Below are 16,793 nucleotides of genomic sequence, written 5' to 3' on the forward strand. Positions count from 1 at the left end.
AGAAGATGCGCTCATTGATGAAAACAGCCATCCTCAGCCTCATCGCTATTTTCGTTATCGTTCCAACAGCTTTGGCAGACAATTCAGTCTCACGAATTGATGGCGGTAGCAGATATGCTGTAGCGGCAAACGTAGCGAAAAAAGGATGGGGAACTGCAAGTACAGTCGTTTTAGTAGGGAAAACTGCGTATGCAGATGCAACAGCAGGAATTCCACTTGCACATCAAAAAAATGGACCAGTTCTTTACACAAACAGTAAAAGCCTTTCGGGTGATACAAAGAAAGCCTTAACTTCATTAAAAACAAAAACGGTGATCGTTTTAGGCAGCACATCAAGTGTGTCAAACAACGTGGTCAACCAAGTGAAGAAAATGGGCATCTCCACACAGCGTATTTCAGGAAAAAACCGATATGAGCTATCTGCTAATATCGCGAAAAAAATGAAAAAGCCAGCAGGCGTCGTTGTCGTTGAGGGTTCTTTCTATGCACATGGGATTGCAATTGCACCTGTAGCCGCTCAAAAAGGATTCCCGATTCTATACACAGATAAAAAGGGAATTCGTTCTGAAATCGCTTCTGTTGCAAAAGCAAGCAATGTGAAACAAACCATTGTAGTCGGCGGAGAGAACTACGTCACAAAAGCAGCTTATAACCAATTGAAGTCTCCAACACGAATCAAAGGATCGACTCGTTATGATGTCGCGGCAAATATTGTGAAAAAATATAATATGAGCGTCAATAATACCTATGTAGGAAGAGGATTTGGCTATGCCACTTCATCTTCTGCTGCTGGCATTGCGGCGAAGCAAAACAAAGCATTGCTTCTAACGAATGAAAAGACGCTGCCAAAAGTAACAAGAGCAACAGTGAGCAGCAAGAAAATCACTAAATTTACTGTTGTAGGCAGTACAAATACTGTCACTCCAACTGTTGTAAACCAGCTGAAAAACCCGGCTGTTGGGAAAAAAGTATTCATTGATCCAGGTCATGGCGCGCATGATTCAGGAGCTGTAGGTTACGGATTATATGAAAAGAATTTGAATTTAGACGTAGCAAAGCGTTTAAATACGAAATTAAACAACGCTGGTGCACTTGTGACCATGTCAAGAACATCAGACACATTTGATAGTCTTCAAACACGAGTGAGCAAAGGTGCCAATGCGAAAGCGGATATCTTCATTAGTGTCCATGCGAACTCAAATGATAACAGCAGTGCAAATGGAACAGAAACATACTATGACAAAACATATGCGGCTGCAAACAGCCTGAAGCTGGCGCAAAACATCCAGCCAAAAATGGTTAGTGCACTAGGGACAAGAGACCGTGGTGTGAAAACAGCTGGCTTCTACGTCATTAAATATTCTAAGATGCCGAGTGTTCTTTTAGAAACTGGTTTTGTTTCTAGTCCAGTTGATTCAAACATCTTGAAATCTGCTACGTATAAAGATCGTTTAGCGTCAGGCATTTCAAGCGGTGTGTCAGGTTATTTTAGATAAGAAAACACAAACCTGAGGGGTGCCTCAGATACTCCTCTTAGGCTGCTCGAGTAAGAACTCGGCAGCCTTTTTTTAAAAGTCCACGAAGAAACATTGTCAAGTTAAAAATACATTTCATTTTTGGCTATGTTTGTTATAATTGAAACATAGAAGGTGAATGGTTTACGCATAAATCTTCAGCAAACCGACAAATCATGAAGAGGTGACGATCTTGAAAAAATTAATCACAATGCCGTTTCTAGTATTGCTTCTAGGAGTATTGCTCACAGCGTGCGGCACAACAAATCAATCAAGCGATAACAAAAAGGATGACAGTCAAAAAGAAACAACTGAAGCAACCGATCAAAACAAAGATAAGGCTGCAGACGAAAAATCAGAAGATGATCAATCATCAAAAAATGAAAAATCAGATGATCAAAGCAAAGAAACAGCTGCTCAAACAGAAGAACCAGCAGGTCAATCTGATGAAGAAGCAAAAGACAGCTCAAGCAAAGAAATTACAAAAGAAGAACCTGCTAAAGACCAATCAAAAACTGACTCAAAATCTGACTCTAAAACAAAGAAAGAATCAACAACTAGTAAGAAAAATGAAGTCACCAAAGAAGGCACATATGTCGGTTTGGCTGATGGACATACAATTGCTGTCAACATTGATGGAAAAGAAGTAGCGATTCAATTCGGAAATACCTTTTCTAAACAAGTGAACAGCTTAAAAGAAGAATCAAAAGTAAAAGTAACCTATACAAAAGATGCAAATGGAACACTTCGATTGAAAACGATCGAATCTGTAAAAGCAAAATAAAGAAAAGACCCGGAGACCCGCAGAATTGCGGGTCTTTTTTACGTTGAAAAGGGCATAACTTGATATAAGTGCACATTCTTAACACAGTTTTACAAGACTTAACAGCGCATTTACATTTGCTTAATGTTGCTCTGCTAAACTGACTTTCATAGAACATCTCTTTACACAACAACTACTTTGAATGGTGAGGTGCAGGTCAGTGAGTGCAGAGAAAGCGATGAACCTTTACAGAGAATATGAAGTGAGACGAAATCACTCTTTTGCCTTAACAGAACATATGGTTCGTTATTTATTTGCAAAACGTTTCATAGATTTAATGTTCTCGTTCATCGGATTGATGTTGAGTACGCCAATCATTTTGCTGTTTGCTCTTTTGATTAAGCTGGAAACACCAGGGCCAGCCTTTTATATGCAGGAAAGGGTGGGGAAAGACGGTGTTTACTTTAAATTATGGAAGCTCAGATCGATGAGAACTGACGCAGAAAGTGGAGGGGCGAAATGGGCTCAAAAAAATGACCCGCGTATCACCAAAGTGGGGGCATTCATTCGTAAAACAAGAATTGATGAACTTCCGCAATTTATCAACGTGTTAAAAGGAGAAATGAGTATCGTAGGTCCTCGTCCGGAAAGACCGATGTTTACCGCAGAATTTAATCGGACGATTCCAGGCTTCACAAAAAGATTGGCAGTAAAGCCGGGGCTGACAGGTCTTGCTCAAGTAAATGGCGGATATGAAATGAGTCCAAGTGAAAAATTAACACATGACTTACAGTATATTCAAAACTTGACATTTTCTCTCGACACGAAGATTATGGTAAAAACGTTAAAAGTCATCATGACTGGTGACGGAGCCAGATAAGTAAAGTAGGGAAGAGAAATGGCAAGTATGAAAAAACGCATGCTAGGCGGGGCAAAATGGACAAGCTTGTCCGCATTGATCATCACCATTATCCAAATTGCACAGTTCGCCTTTTTAGGGAATGTGATGTCACTCAAGGAGTTTGGACTCGTTGGCATGATCACAACTGTCACAATATTTATGCAAATTTTACTTGATCTAGGAATTGGGGCAGCGATCATTCAAAAGGAACAAACGACAGAACGTCAATTATCTACATTATATTGGATCAACTTGCTCACAGGGATTATCTTGTTTTGTCTGCTCATCCTGCTAAGCCCAATGATAGCCGCTTTTTATAACCGGCCAGAGCTAGAGGGTCTGCTCAAGCTATTATCGATCATGTTTCTAATCGCACCGATTGGCCAGCAGTACCAGTATATGATGCAAAAAGACTTAGCCTTTAAAACATTAAGCACTATTGAAACCATTGCGACCATCATATCGCTGCTCGTTTTACTCGTTTTCGCCTTCTTCATGAATCCGATTATCGCCTATGTCATTTCTCAAGTGTTGCTGCAATCAGGAAAAGGTCTCATGTATGCAGCGGCTTATTGGAAGAAGTGGCGTCCAGCACCTGTTTTTGCATTAGGAGAGGTGAAAGAATTTTTCTCATTCGGTGCATTCCAGCTCGCATCAAGACTGGTCAACCGAGCAGGATCAAACATCGACATGATTTTAATCGGCCGATTTCTTGGAGCGGAGGCGTTAGGTATTTACAGCTTGGCGTATCAAATTGTGACGATACCCGTACTGAAGCTAAATCCGATTGTGACGAGAGTGGCTTTCCCAGTTTTCGCAAAAAGTCAACGTGATCACTCCATGCTGCGTGAGGGCTTCCTAAGTATGACGAATATGCTCGCATTGGTTAGTTTTCCATTATTAATCGGCCTTGTTGCCGTATCAGACAGTTTTATAGAAGTCGTGTTTGGAGAGAAATGGCTAGTAGCGGTTCCGGTTTTAAATATATTGTGCATTGTCGGCCTGCTGCGTGTGCTGATGAATCCAAACGGTTCCATACTTCTTGCAAAAGGGAGAGCGGACTTAGCCTTTTATTGGGATACGGGGATGCTCATCGTGTATGGCTGCGCATTATATGCAGGTGTCATGACAGGCAGTCTGCTTACAGTAGCTTGGATTTACTCAGGTGTCAGCCTGCTCAACTTTATTGTCGGCAGATGGCTCATGGCATATGTCATTCAGCTTGATATGAAGGTGTATTTAAAATCACTTGGAAAGCCCGCTGTCATGACGCTGCTCATGGCTGTCTGTGCGGTAGCTTTACATCAAGGGATGAAGCTGACATCAGCAGATATTTCATTTCAATTACTTCTGACTGTTTGTGTCAGTGCTGCATTGTATGGCTTGCTGCTCATCAAAATGTATCCGCAGGCTGCAGGCAAATTATTGAGAAGAGGTCGTTCGTCATGAAGGTACTATGGCTCACAAGTGTATATCCTAGTGAAAAACATCCAAGTGAGGGCGTATTTCATGAAACGCAAGTCCAGGAGCTGCTCAAACAAGGAATAGAAGTGACTGTCATTTGTCCTAATCCAGTGAATCCGCCGGTTTTACGGATGCTCAAGTCATCCTATCGGCAGAAAAAAGAGCTGCCTGAACAGGAAGTGCGGAACGGAGTGAAGGTTTACAGACCGTCTTATCGAGCGCTCCCTGGACAGCTGAAATGGGCACAGCCGAGTAAACGAATAGCGGCTTCTGTTCTCCGGGCAATGCAGCATCATCAGCTGTCACCAGATTTCATCCATGCGCATTTTGCCATGCCGTCTGGCGGAGCGGCGGCTGTCATTCAGAAAGAAACGCAAATCCCTTATCTTCTGACCTTACACGGCAGTGATGTGAACGTATATCCGAGCTATAGCAAAGGGGCACAGGCAGCCTTTGAAACGGCGGTGAAGCAGGCATCTGTTGTTCTGACAGTGAGTGAGGAGCTCGCTAAAAAGACAAATGATATGACGAAGGTAGAAGCAAAATGTCTTCCGCTTGGTATTCCGCTCCAATCATTTTCCAGAACGGATGAAGATCAAAAAGGCATCAGAAAGCACTTAGGTTTACCGCTTCAAGATAAGCTCGTTGTTTTCGTCGGGCGTTTAGTGAAAGAGAAGGGCTTGCTTGAATTAGCTGATGCTGTCAGCAGCATGGAGGGTGTGAAAGCAGTCTTTGTCGGAAAAGGCCCCCTTGCAAAGGAGCTCACGGAACGGGCGGGAGCATCTATTATACTCCCAGGGCAGGTGCCGAATGAGCAGGTGAGAGACTACTTAATGGCAGCTGATCTGTTTGCACTCCCGTCCTACAGTGAAGGAATGCCAACCGTCGTACTAGAAGCGCTCGCTTTAAAAGTACCTGTCATTGCAACACGGGTTGGCGGTCTCCCATCCTTATTTTCAACCTATCAACACCTGCTCGTTGAACCACGTTCGACGAGTCAGTTGAAAGAGGCGATTCACGCCTGCCTTTATGAAAACAGATGGAATGAGCAAGTGAAAAGCGATCTCCATGAAATGGTTCATACAGAATATTCATCAGAACATAATGCGAAGCATCTCATTCAGCAATATGAGAAGGTGTTCAATCAATCAACATCCATCGTTTAAACAAGATGAAATGTGCAAAGAATGATAGATAGATAAACAGCTTGGAACGGACAATATGCTTTTACTGAGAGGATGAAAAATGTTGAAGAAAATTGCTGTGATTGGAACAGGGTATGTCGGGTTAGTATCGGGTACTTGTTTTGCTGATATCGGAAATCGTGTCATCTGCTGTGACATCGATGAATCAAAAATCAACAGCTTAAAAAGTGGTGTCGTTCCCATTTATGAACCAGGTTTAAAGGAATTGATTGAAAAGAATACAGAAGAAGGAAGACTGTTTTTTACAACGAATATTCCTGCCGCTATTAGGGAATCAGAGATTATCTATATTGCTGTAGGGACACCGATGACACCACAAGGGGAAGCAGATTTAACGTATGTGAAAGCCGTCGCTCAAACGATCGGTGAACACCTGAATGGCTATAAAATCATCGTCAATAAAAGCACAGTGCCCGTTGGAACAGGCCGTCTCGTTCAAGCCATTGTGGAAAAGGCATCGCGCAGCAAATATCCCTTTGACGTCGTATCCAATCCAGAGTTTCTCCGAGAAGGCTCTGCAATTCAAGACACGATGAATATGGAGCGGGCGGTCATTGGTTCAACAAGCACTCATGCTTCCACCATCATCAAAAGGCTGCATGATCCGTTTCAAACAGAAGTTGTGGAGACCAACTTAGAAAGTGCTGAAATGATTAAGTATGCTGCAAATGCCATGCTTGCCACAAAAATCTCTTTCATTAATGACATTGCAAATATTTGCGAAAGGGTAGGCGCTGACGTTGAAAAAGTCAGTGAAGGAGTTGGATTAGACAGCCGCATCGGGCATAAATTTTTAAAAGCAGGCATTGGATTTGGGGGTTCTTGTTTCCCTAAAGACACGATGGCTCTTCTCAAAATTGCCGAAACATCCGGGTACCGGTTCAAGCTGATCGAATCTGTCATTGAAACGAACAACAACCAAAGAGCCCACCTTGTCAGCAAACTGATGAGTGTGTTCGGTGATATTAAAGGAAAAACCATTTCTGTCTTAGGCCTTGCATTCAAACCGAATACGAATGATATGCGTTCCGCACCTGCATTAGATATTATCCCAATGCTGAGAGAGCTAGGTGCTTTTGTAAAAGCCTATGATCCGATTGCTTATATGGAAGCTGAGCGGGAGCTTGGTCCGCAGGCGGTTTTCAGCAATGACCTGTATGAAACAGTAAAAGATACCGATGCCTGTCTCATCCTAACAGAATGGGATGACGTACAGAAGATGGATAAAGACCAGATCAAGCAGCTGCTTCGTTCGCCAATTGTAATTGATGGAAGGAATTTGTTTGATCCAGCAGAAATGAAAGAGAGAGGATTTATTTACCAGTCTATCGGCCGCCCAAGTGTATGGGAAGCAGAATTGGTATCGAAGGCACAATAACAGGGGGAGCTTGGATGAAGAAAGTATTGGTTACTGGGGGAAGCGGATTTATTGGATCACATACGGTAGAGGCTTTACTAGAAAAAGGCTATGAGCCCATCATTCTTGATAACTTTTCAACTGGATCTCGAGAAAATATTGCCCATCTTTCCGTGCAATGCATAGAGGCAGATGTCACAAAGCCAGCGACGATTGATTTGATCAAACAAATCGCACCGGATTATATCATTCATCTTGCAGCACAAGTAAGTGTAGCCATTTCCGTTCAGGATTTCGTTTTTGACGAAGAGGTCAATATCAAAGGATCTCTGCACGTCATGAAAGCTGCGGCTGAAGCAGGGGTGGAAAAAGTCATCTTTGCCTCATCAGCAGCTGTCTATGGAGACCCGGTGTATCTGCCAGTAGACACCGCTCACCGGCTGAAGCCTGGTTCACCTTATGGCTTAGCAAAACTGACAGTAGAGCGGTATTTAGAAATGGCAAAATCACTTTATGATGTGGACTATTGTATTCTCAGGTACAGCAATGTATATGGTCCGCGCCAAGACGCACTTGGCGAAGGTGGTGTTGTCTCTATTTTCTCTGATAAGTTTGCAAAGGATGAGGCCCCTTTTATCTTTGGAGATGGGGAACAAACAAGGGACTTTATCTATGTGGGTGATCTAGCAGCAGCGAATGTTGCGGCATTAACAGCCCAATCAAACGTTTGTTTAAATATTTCGTGTGGTCATTCCATCACTGTGAATGAACTGTTTCAAACGATGAAACGGGTAACGAGATCACAGCTTGAACCGATTTACAAGCCGCAGCGTGCAGGAGATATCGTGCATAGTACATTAGCAAATGAGGAAACGAAACAAGTCTTAGCTTGGGAGCCTGTTGTGAGTTTACAGGAAGGTTTGGCTCGTACCATTTCCTACTATAAACAGGAAGTCAAGGCTTAATCCCTCAAATCGGATGGGTTGCTTAGGAGGAAAATGGGTATGAGCGTGAAACAAACAGCATGGCAAATCATGATCGGATGTATATTATTTGCAGCAGGGCTAGGACTTGTACAAATGGCGTTTGCGCAGCCCATCGGGTTAAAAAAGATCGTCGCCATTCCGGTCCTGCTTTTGATCCTGACGGCTTTTCTCGTGTTAATGAAGCTATACATGAACGGTGAGCAAGTGTTCATGTCAGCCATTTATCTTTTAATTGCATTGACCTTTCTCAACAACGCTTTCTTTTCAATTAGTGCTGGGTTCTTTAGTCTTTTTCTCTACCGTATTATGCTCATTGCTGCTTTTGCTATATTCATATGGCGGATGAGAGATAAGGGGACGTACATATCGCAGTGGCAGCAGATTCGTGTAAAAGGGATTCTTGGTTTTTTCGCTGCATGGTTTCTTTATGGGCTCATCTCACTGCTGTGGGCTCATTCGGTGACAGACGGTCTCAAATATATGTCCCTGCTTGCGATGGGGATGGGGTTTGTCTTTCTTGTGGTCATGTACATCCAGCGAATGGATCAAGTGGTCACCTTTTATAGCATTTGGCTCGTCATGACTGTATTTGTCATGGGGATAGGGTTTTATAATCACTTTACTTTGAACCATTTACCGAATACTTCATTATATCTTGGGCCGGCGTATAAACAGCACTATCCTACAGCTGTCTTTTTTAATCAAAATGATTTTGCGACGTTTTTATCGATTAGCTTTTTCTTATATTTAGCGTGTATGCGACAAATGAAAAATGGTTATATCAAAGCATTTGGATTATTTGGCGCCATTGCAGCACTGTATCTCATTTTGTTAACAGAATCCCGCGCGAGCCTGCTTGGCATATTTGCAGGAGTCGCCATCTATGTGTGGCTGCTCATGCCGCGCTTTCTCAGAAAGTGGTCACTCATCGCAGCAGGCGGACTTGGTGTCATCTGTATCGTTGTTTTTTCAGCCAAGATTTATTCAGTCTTTTATGACTTGTTTCTCGCTTCTCAGGTCGCGCATTCTTTTAGTGAACCACTCCCATCCAACATTGCGAGAGCGAATTTGATCAAAAATGCATGGCATTTCTTTACGGATTCATACGGATTTGGTGTCGGAGCGGGGAATGTGTCTTACTACTTAGCCCACTTTTCAATCTTTGATACAGATCAAGTGGTTGAAGTGCACAATTGGCTGCTGGAAGTGATGACGAACTTTGGATTTGCGGTCATGCTGGGCTATATCTCCGTCTACGCTTATCTCATGTTCACGCTGTATAAACAATATCAATGGGCTGACACAAGATCAGCAAAAATGATCATTGAAGGTTTGTTCGCTGCCATGCTGAGCTTTCTCGTTTCAAGTATCAGTCCTAGTTCTGTCTCGAATTTATATTTCCACTGGGTCTTTTTAGGACTCGTGATCGCAGCGGTGAATATGTTGAAAAACAAACAGCGTTTTAAGACTTGGTAAACCGTGTGTGATGCTGCGCTGGTATGGCTACACTAGTGAAAAAGCAAATACGTCAATGTTGGGAGAATGAACATGTCTGGTTTCATATCTAGAATAGGGAAGCGAATCAAAAAGTATATCGTATGGCTTGTGCTGCTGCCTGTCGTATTAGGCGCTTTTGGATTCTTTTTTGCCAAAGGAACAACGCAGCAGTCTAGTTACACAGCTGCTGTTACTCTCACGCTTGGTAAATATGATGACGGAGTGTATAACAATATAGCTGAAGTGACATCTCTATTAAAAAGCGATGCATTTTTGAATGAAGCACTCAGTGACATCAAAGAAGAAGAAAGGCAGGATGTGAAAAGCCGCCTCATCCTCACCAATCAATCAGATACACAATTACAGCTGTCCTTCACAGATGCTGAGAAGGATCATGCTTTAGCTGTCGTGAAGCAGGTGTCAGATACATTTCTGAAGCAAGACAAAGCATTATTTACAAAAAGGCAGCAGGTGATTGAAAGTAGATTATCTGCTTTAAAAGACGAATCTGTCAGCAACGATTCCAAAGTAGATAAAGAACGATTCCTATATGAATTGGAGTCTACAAAGCTTGGAATGAAGCAGGCGAAGATTGTGGATCCTGCTCAAGTTCTTGATGAAGGCAATAAAGGCATGTCAGCGAAAAAACGTGCACTGCTTGGACTTGTCATTGGCTTTAGTATCTCGCTCATGTTTGTGGTCTTGCCCGAAGTGTTCAAAGAATCTTAATGATGAACTGGAGATGAGTCTTAGGTGAACAATCAACCGTTAGTATCAATCATTACACCGGCCTATAATGCGGAACGTTATTTAACGGATACAGTTCATTCCGTCCTTGCCCAAACTTATTCCAATTGGGAACTGATCATCGCAGATGATTGTTCAACAGATGGAACAAGGAAGCTGCTTGGGGACTTAAGTGAAGCAGACGACAGAATCAACGTCATTTATTTAGAGAAAAATGGGGGAGCCGCCATCGCTAGAAATACAGCCATCAAAAAGGCAAAAGGCCGCTTTATTGCTTTTTTAGACAGCGATGATAAGTGGAAAGAGATGAAGCTCGAAAAGCAGGTAGACTTCATGCTGACAAACGATTATGCCTTTACATTCACGGCATATGATATTATCGCAGAAAATGGAGAACCATTAGAAAAAACCGTCACTGCACCAGCAAGATTAACTTATGATGAAGCTTTGAAAAATACCATTATCGGCTGTTTAACGGTGATGCTTGATGTACAGAAGATCGGACATATAGAAATGCCGAACATCCGCACAAGACAGGATTTAGCAACGTGGCTGTCCATATTAAAAAGAGGATTTACAGCCTATGGTATGAGTGAACCGCTCAGTGAATACCGCATCGTTGGGAACTCGATCTCTAGTAACAAGTGGAAAGCAGCGAAAAAAACGTGGTTCGTCTACAGAGAAATTGAGCAGCTTCATTTTGTCAAAGCATCTTGGTGTTTTATACACTATGCGACAAATGCTGTGAAGAAGCGCTTATAAAACAGAAGGGAAAAAAGGTGATAAAGGTGAAAGCAGACTCGATCATACATGTTATCGTAGCGACGGGAGAATGGGGACAGGACGGCTTGAGGTACAGACGGCATCGACTGGCGGAATTTCTAGCATCTGATCCAGAAACGAAAGAGGTCATCTGGGTATGCCCATCTGCATCCCGTCATAAAGCTCCCTTTCAGCCCATAACCGATCGAATGAAGCAATTGACCATTCCTGATGTGCTTAAGAACAAATTTTTTCGCTTTGGCCGATATCAAGACATGTTCTATATTCATAAATTGTCCCCACTTCTTGAGCATTTACGGCAGGAGGAAAAGAAGGGAATCGCTGTTTGCTTATGGTATACGTTTCCGGGCTTTCCGCTCTTATCTTCTTTATTTGAATGGAAACATATTGTCTATGACTGCAGTGACCTGTGGGGAGAGCCGATAAGCGGCAAAAATAATTTGCTTTCTTATATGAGGCAGCGTGTCATTGTGAAAGCAGAAAATCGAATCATCAAATACGCACACAGCATTACATGCTCTTCTCAATACTTGCACGATCAAATTAAAAAACGTCTCATGGGTGAACCGAAAGATGTCTTTACAGTGGAAAATGGCGTTGAGTACGATGTGTTTGCCAAAAGCAATCTTCCATGTAAGGAGGATGTGCTGGGAGGAAGAGAAGGAACTGTTCTTGGTTTTATTGGAGGCATCAAGCCGAAGCTGGATTTTGACATGATAGCAGAAGCTGCCCGCATGCAGCCTGATTGGACATTTTTATTTGTCGGTCCGGATGGAACAAATGGTGATCCATCTTTTCAGCATGCACTTAAACTGCCAAATGTGATTTGGACAGGTGCTGTTGCACCAGAAGAAGTGCCTGCGTATATGAAGCTGATTGATGTAGGCATGATGCCATACAAACAATCTCCTTACAATCAAGCCGTGTTCCCGCTCAAGCTATATGAATTTTTAGCCGCAGGAATACCGGTTGTCGGTTTAAATCTTCCGTCAACGGAAAGGCTAAAAGAGAATGATGTGTATGAATATTTAGAGGGCGAAGATCCTGCACTCTTCGTAGAAGCCTGCCAAAAAGTGATCAGCAAAAAAGACGATATGGATTATAGACATCTAAGACAAAGCCGTGCGAAGAAAAAAGATTGGCACGCGCTGTTCACAAACATGGTGGAACTAACGAATATTAAAGAAAACGCATAATTCATCAGGGATTGTGCGTTTTTATTTGTTTCTTCTTCACAGGGGAAGCTTGTGATCATCCTCTATTCAATTGTATAATGGAAAGAGCGGCCAATATACAAAATACAGATTTCAATTTAGAAGGAGACTGACCTATGGATTACGAACGCGCCTTATTAGCGTTTTTTGTCTCTCTGGCTACAGTTTTAATTGTGACACCAATCGTCAAAAAGTTTGCAATTAAGATTGGTGCAGTGGACCAGCCGAATAAACGAAAAGTTCATGATAAAGTAATGCCTCGAATGGGCGGTTTGGCAATTTTTATTGGGGTAGCGGCTGGAGCATTAGCAGGCGGGCTGTTTCTACATAATAAAATTACAGCAATTTCAGTTGGTGCCGTACTTATCGTCATTCTAGGTATATTTGATGATAAATATAATTTAAGTGCAAAATTCAAATTTCTCGTACAAGTTCTTGTTGCTTGTCTGATTGTAAGCACAGGCTTAAAAATGGACTTTTTCTCTGTTCCTTTCTTAACAGATCGAATTGAGTTAGGCTGGATGGCATATCCCCTAACCGTGTTATGGATTGTCGGAATCACAAATGCCATTAATTTAATTGACGGCCTTGATGGACTGGCTGCCGGTATTTCTGTCATCGGTTTATCAACCATTGCCGTGATGGCATTTTCAGCTGATAAAATTTTGATTCTTTCTTTATCCCTTGTTGTCATTGGTAGTACCATCGGCTTTCTTTTTTACAACTTTCATCCGGCGAAAATTTTTATGGGTGACACCGGTTCGCTTTTTTTAGGCTATATGATTTCGGTACTGTCACTATTAGGGCTATACAAAAGTGTCACTTTGTTTAGTGTTGTTGTTCCAGTGATCATCTTAGGTGTCCCTATTTTCGATACCACCTTTGCCATTATTAGGCGAATATTAAACAAACAGCCGATCTCAGCACCCGACAAATCTCATATTCACCATAGACTGATGGCCTTTGGCTTGTCCCATCGCATGGCTGTCATCGTGATTTATATGATTGGATTAGTCTTTAGTCTAAGTGCAATTTTGCTGACAAGCGCCACCATTTGGTTATCACTGATTATTATCTTTTTACTGGTCATGTTCATGCAAGTGATTGCAGAAGTCACAGGCTTAGTGAATGAAGAATTTAAACCATTTACGAAATTTTATAAACGAATGGTCAAAAGGCAGTAAAAAACAGCCCGTTCCTAGGAACTGGGCTGTTTTTATTATTGTCCAGGTGTGCTGGTCGATGAGTTAGTTGTATCACTTGACCCTGTTTCACCAGAGGATGGATTGGTTTGTGAATCTGTTTCAGTTGAAGATTCAGTAGGAAGCTTTAAATGCGTCCGTAATTCATTTTGGACGTTAGCTAAATTGGTCGGATCTGGCTCAAAGTAATACGTGCGATTTGGCCCTAAATAAAGGTCTGATCCCTTAATAGAAAGTGTTTCTGTGTCGTCTCCTTTAAATCCGCTGTAGATTTGCTGAAGCGCAAGACCTTCTGTGATACGGAAATTGGTCGTAATGTGATCACTGACCTCTTTAGCGATGTTATCGACGTTCGCAATGTTATTTGGCTTCGCCATTTGATCAATCATTGCACGTAAAATTTGTTTCTGACGATCGTTACGTCCGAAATCACCGCGTGGATCTTGTTTTCTCATCCGTGCGTAAGCAAGTGCTTCTTCCCCGTTTAAATGCATATTGCCTTTTTTGAAGTAAATCTTTTTCGATTTTTTAACATCACTTTTTTCATTGAAGTCAAATGGAACATCGATATCAATTCCGCCGACTTCATCAATGACATCCTTGAATCCGTCGAAATCAACGGTTGCATACTTATCAATCGGAATATGCAAGAATTGTTCGACAGTTTCGATCGTTTCGTCTTTACCACCTTTAGCAAATGCTGCATTAATCTTTTCTTTACTTCCTGTTGTATCACTTGCAAGCTGTACGCGTGTGTCACGAGGAATACTAACCATTTTCATCGTTTTGTCTTGAGGGTTAATCGTTGCGACAATGAGTGAATCTGAACGGCCATGATCACCCTTTGTGGCATAATCCTCAATTCCGACAAATAATACAGAGAAAGGTTTTTTCTTAATATCAATGACAGCATCACGAAGATTCGATTTCTCTCCACGGTTTAGTTCATCATATGTTTTGTCAGCAGCTTGAAGAGTATTGACGATTTTATATACTGCGAATCCGCCCATGCAGATGATAAGTAGCAAAAATAAGACCAGAATACGTTTGATAATTCTCTTCTTCTTACTCTTTTTCTTTCGTACACGCACTTTTACTCGTTGTGCCATTCATCTGTCTCCTTTATCGGACCAATGTCCTTTTCTAAATAAATCAATTCGCCTTCTTTTGTAACACTCTTTCCATTTGTCAGCTCAGTCATCCACTCAATGAACTGCTCTGTTTGTGTTTCTTCGACATATGTCTCAAAAATAACATCTTCTGCATAATGGATTTCTTTTAGCTGAAAAGATGAGGCTCTAAGCTCATTCTCTACCTTTCCAAGCCATGTATAATCTATTGTTGTGTGCATTGTACGCATTAAACAGCGCTCTACCATTCCAACATGGTTGATAGCTTCTGATACAGATTTTCCGTAGGCACGAATCAATCCACCGGCACCTAGCTTGATACCGCCGAAATAACGAGTGACCACAACGACTGTATCTTTCAGCTTCCGTTTTTTTAGCACTTCAAGCATTGGGACACCTGCTGTACCACTTGGTTCACCATCATCATTCGCTTTTTGAATGAGGTCATGTTCACCAATGAGATAGGCTGAACAGTTATGTGTAGCATTCCAATGTTGTTTTTTAATGGATTGTATAAATGCTTGTGCTTCTTCTTCTGAGACAGCACGCTGTATATGACAAATAAAACGTGATTTTTCAATGACGATCTCATGCTCGCCACGACTTTTTACTGTAAGATAGCGATTCAGCAAAAGACATACCCTCCTGACAAGCAAATTGTAAGACTAGTGAAAATTTGCATTGGTTTTAGAATTTTACAGCGTATTTTGTTATGATGATAGGAGCGGAAAAAGGGTCGTCATAAAAACTTCAAGATTTATACGCATTCTTTCATTATAATTCGACATAAAATGCAGATCAATGACATTTATAATAAAAAAAGATGACATCACTGTTACGGGAGGGAAAAGCCATGACAACACCCAAAATGGATCCGAAATTATTGGATTCAATCATCATGAAAATGCTAAGTACAGTTGATGGCAGCAAGGACGAAGTATTTAGAATAGGCGAACAGTCCCGTCAACAATATGAAAGCCTAGTAGAAGAGCTGAAGCAAATCAAGCAACAAGTAAACGAAGTAATTGATTTTGGGGATAAGCTGGAAGTCCATACAAGACATGCTAGAAATCGCTTATCTGAGGTCAGCAGAAACTTCAACAAATTCAGCGAAGAAGAAATACGGGAGGCCTACGAAAAAGCACATAACTTGCAGGTGGAACTCACCATGATTCAGCAGCGCGAGAAGCAGCTGAGAGAAAGAAGAGACGATCTGGAAAGACGATTACTAAGCTTGCAAGACGTCATAGAACGCTCTGAAACCCTTGTGAGTCAGATTACAGTTGTTCTCAACTATCTCAACCAGGATTTACGCCAGGTCGGCGTTTTACTTGAAGATGCTCAGGCAAAACAAGATTTTGGGCTCAGAATTATTGAAGCCCAAGAAGAAGAACGCAAAAGAGTGTCTCGGGAAATTCATGACGGCCCTGCTCAAATGCTGGCAAACGTGATGATGCGTTCCGAATTAATTGAACGGATTTTTAGAGACCGCGGTACAGAAGAAGGCTTTAAAGAAATTAGAAGTCTCAGACAAAATGTGCGAAATGCACTGTACGAAGTAAGAAGAATCATTTATGATTTAAGACCGATGGCTTTAGATGATTTGGGTCTGATTCCAACACTAAGAAAATACTTAAACACAATTGAAGAATATGATGGGAAAACCAAAATTACGTTCCAATGCCTAGGTGATACAGAAAGCGAAAGAATTGCTTCTCAATTTGAAGTAGCACTGTTTAGACTAGCCCAAGAAGCTGTCACAAATTCATTAAAGCATTCAGAAGCCGAAGAAATCTCTGTCAAAGTAGAAGTAACGAAAGACTTTGTGACCTTAATTATTAAAGACGATGGAAAAGGCTTTGATATGAAAGATGTGAAAACAAACAAAAACAAATCCTTCGGTTTACTTGGCATGAAAGAACGCGTAGACTTACTGGAAGGTAAAATGACCATAGACTCAAAAATAGGTCTAGGGACATTCATCATGATTCGCGTGCCACTAACATTGCAAAATAAAATTGTAAAATAGA

At 41.7% G+C, this 16,793-nt stretch carries 15 protein-coding genes; 13 read left to right on the plus strand and 2 right to left on the minus strand.

Going from position 1 to position 16,793, the window contains the following annotated elements; all coding sequences use genetic code 11:
* The first annotated feature begins 5 nt into the window (after positions 1 to 5).
* The 12 genes from OIT90_RS02660 (at position 6) to OIT90_RS02715 (ending at position 13,615) form a co-directional block, all read left to right on the plus strand.
* Positions 6 to 1,496, plus strand: coding sequence for an N-acetylmuramoyl-L-alanine amidase (locus OIT90_RS02660; protein ID WP_474892229.1), 1,491 nt, complete (start codon positions 6 to 8; stop codon positions 1,494 to 1,496).
* A 202-nt stretch (positions 1,497 to 1,698) separates the two neighbouring features.
* Positions 1,699 to 2,298 carry a prolipoprotein diacylglyceryl transferase gene (locus OIT90_RS02665; protein ID WP_228280141.1) on the plus strand — a complete coding sequence of 200 codons (600 nt, stop codon included), beginning with the start codon at positions 1,699 to 1,701 and terminating at the stop codon, positions 2,296 to 2,298.
* 199 nt (positions 2,299 to 2,497) lie between these two features.
* On the plus strand, positions 2,498 to 3,157 hold the full coding sequence (locus OIT90_RS02670; RefSeq protein WP_034281119.1) for a sugar transferase: 660 nt from the start codon (positions 2,498 to 2,500) through the stop codon (positions 3,155 to 3,157).
* 18 nt (positions 3,158 to 3,175) lie between these two features.
* On the plus strand, positions 3,176 to 4,627 hold the full coding sequence (gene tuaB, locus OIT90_RS02675) for a teichuronic acid biosynthesis protein TuaB (protein ID WP_474892230.1): 1,452 nt from the start codon (positions 3,176 to 3,178) through the stop codon (positions 4,625 to 4,627).
* Positions 4,624 to 5,808, plus strand: coding sequence for a teichuronic acid biosynthesis protein TuaC (gene tuaC, locus OIT90_RS02680; RefSeq protein ID WP_474892231.1), 1,185 nt, complete (start codon positions 4,624 to 4,626; stop codon positions 5,806 to 5,808). The genes tuaB and tuaC overlap by 4 nt, the downstream gene beginning before the upstream one ends.
* Positions 5,809 to 5,887: 79 nt before the next feature.
* Positions 5,888 to 7,225, plus strand: coding sequence for a UDP-glucose 6-dehydrogenase TuaD (gene tuaD, locus OIT90_RS02685; protein WP_058837530.1), 1,338 nt, complete (start codon positions 5,888 to 5,890; stop codon positions 7,223 to 7,225).
* 14 nt (positions 7,226 to 7,239) lie between these two features.
* On the plus strand, positions 7,240 to 8,169 hold the full coding sequence (locus OIT90_RS02690; RefSeq protein ID WP_144494044.1) for an NAD-dependent epimerase/dehydratase family protein: 930 nt from the start codon (positions 7,240 to 7,242) through the stop codon (positions 8,167 to 8,169).
* Between the two features lie 39 nt (positions 8,170 to 8,208).
* A complete protein-coding gene (gene tuaE, locus OIT90_RS02695) occupies positions 8,209 to 9,666 on the plus strand; it encodes a teichuronic acid biosynthesis protein TuaE (protein ID WP_106025565.1) in 1,458 nt (485 codons plus the stop codon).
* 72 nt (positions 9,667 to 9,738) lie between these two features.
* Complete coding sequence (tuaF, locus tag OIT90_RS02700) at positions 9,739 to 10,416, plus strand: teichuronic acid biosynthesis protein TuaF (protein ID WP_047201880.1); 678 nt, start codon at positions 9,739 to 9,741, stop codon at positions 10,414 to 10,416.
* Positions 10,417 to 10,440: 24 nt separating this feature from the next.
* The gene (tuaG, locus tag OIT90_RS02705; protein WP_144490005.1) at positions 10,441 to 11,196 is read left to right on the plus strand and encodes a teichuronic acid biosynthesis protein TuaG; all 756 of its coding nucleotides are present in this window, start codon (positions 10,441 to 10,443) and stop codon (positions 11,194 to 11,196) included.
* Between the two features lie 17 nt (positions 11,197 to 11,213).
* Positions 11,214 to 12,413 carry a teichuronic acid biosynthesis protein TuaH gene (tuaH, locus tag OIT90_RS02710; protein WP_099663648.1) on the plus strand — a complete coding sequence of 400 codons (1,200 nt, stop codon included), beginning with the start codon at positions 11,214 to 11,216 and terminating at the stop codon, positions 12,411 to 12,413.
* Positions 12,414 to 12,547: 134 nt separating this feature from the next.
* Positions 12,548 to 13,615 (plus strand): glycosyltransferase family 4 protein, encoded by a 1,068-nt coding sequence (locus tag OIT90_RS02715; RefSeq protein ID WP_034660156.1) that lies wholly within the window; start codon positions 12,548 to 12,550, stop codon positions 13,613 to 13,615.
* A gap of 35 nt (positions 13,616 to 13,650) precedes the next feature.
* Here the strand turns inward: OIT90_RS02715 and OIT90_RS02720 are convergent, their stop codons facing one another.
* Entirely contained in the window at positions 13,651 to 14,742 is a 1,092-nt protein-coding gene (locus OIT90_RS02720) for an LCP family protein (protein ID WP_034623744.1), read from the minus strand.
* Complete coding sequence (locus OIT90_RS02725) at positions 14,727 to 15,395, minus strand: YigZ family protein (RefSeq protein WP_012011434.1); 669 nt, start codon at positions 15,393 to 15,395, stop codon at positions 14,727 to 14,729. The genes OIT90_RS02720 and OIT90_RS02725 overlap by 16 nt, the downstream gene beginning before the upstream one ends.
* A gap of 221 nt (positions 15,396 to 15,616) precedes the next feature.
* On the opposite strand from OIT90_RS02725, the gene degS reads away from it, so the two are divergent.
* Entirely contained in the window at positions 15,617 to 16,792 is a 1,176-nt protein-coding gene (degS, locus tag OIT90_RS02730; protein ID WP_003213166.1) for a two-component sensor histidine kinase DegS, read from the plus strand.
* Position 16,793: the final 1 nt, after the last annotated feature.

This window comes from Bacillus sp. ABR (assembly GCF_056172715.1).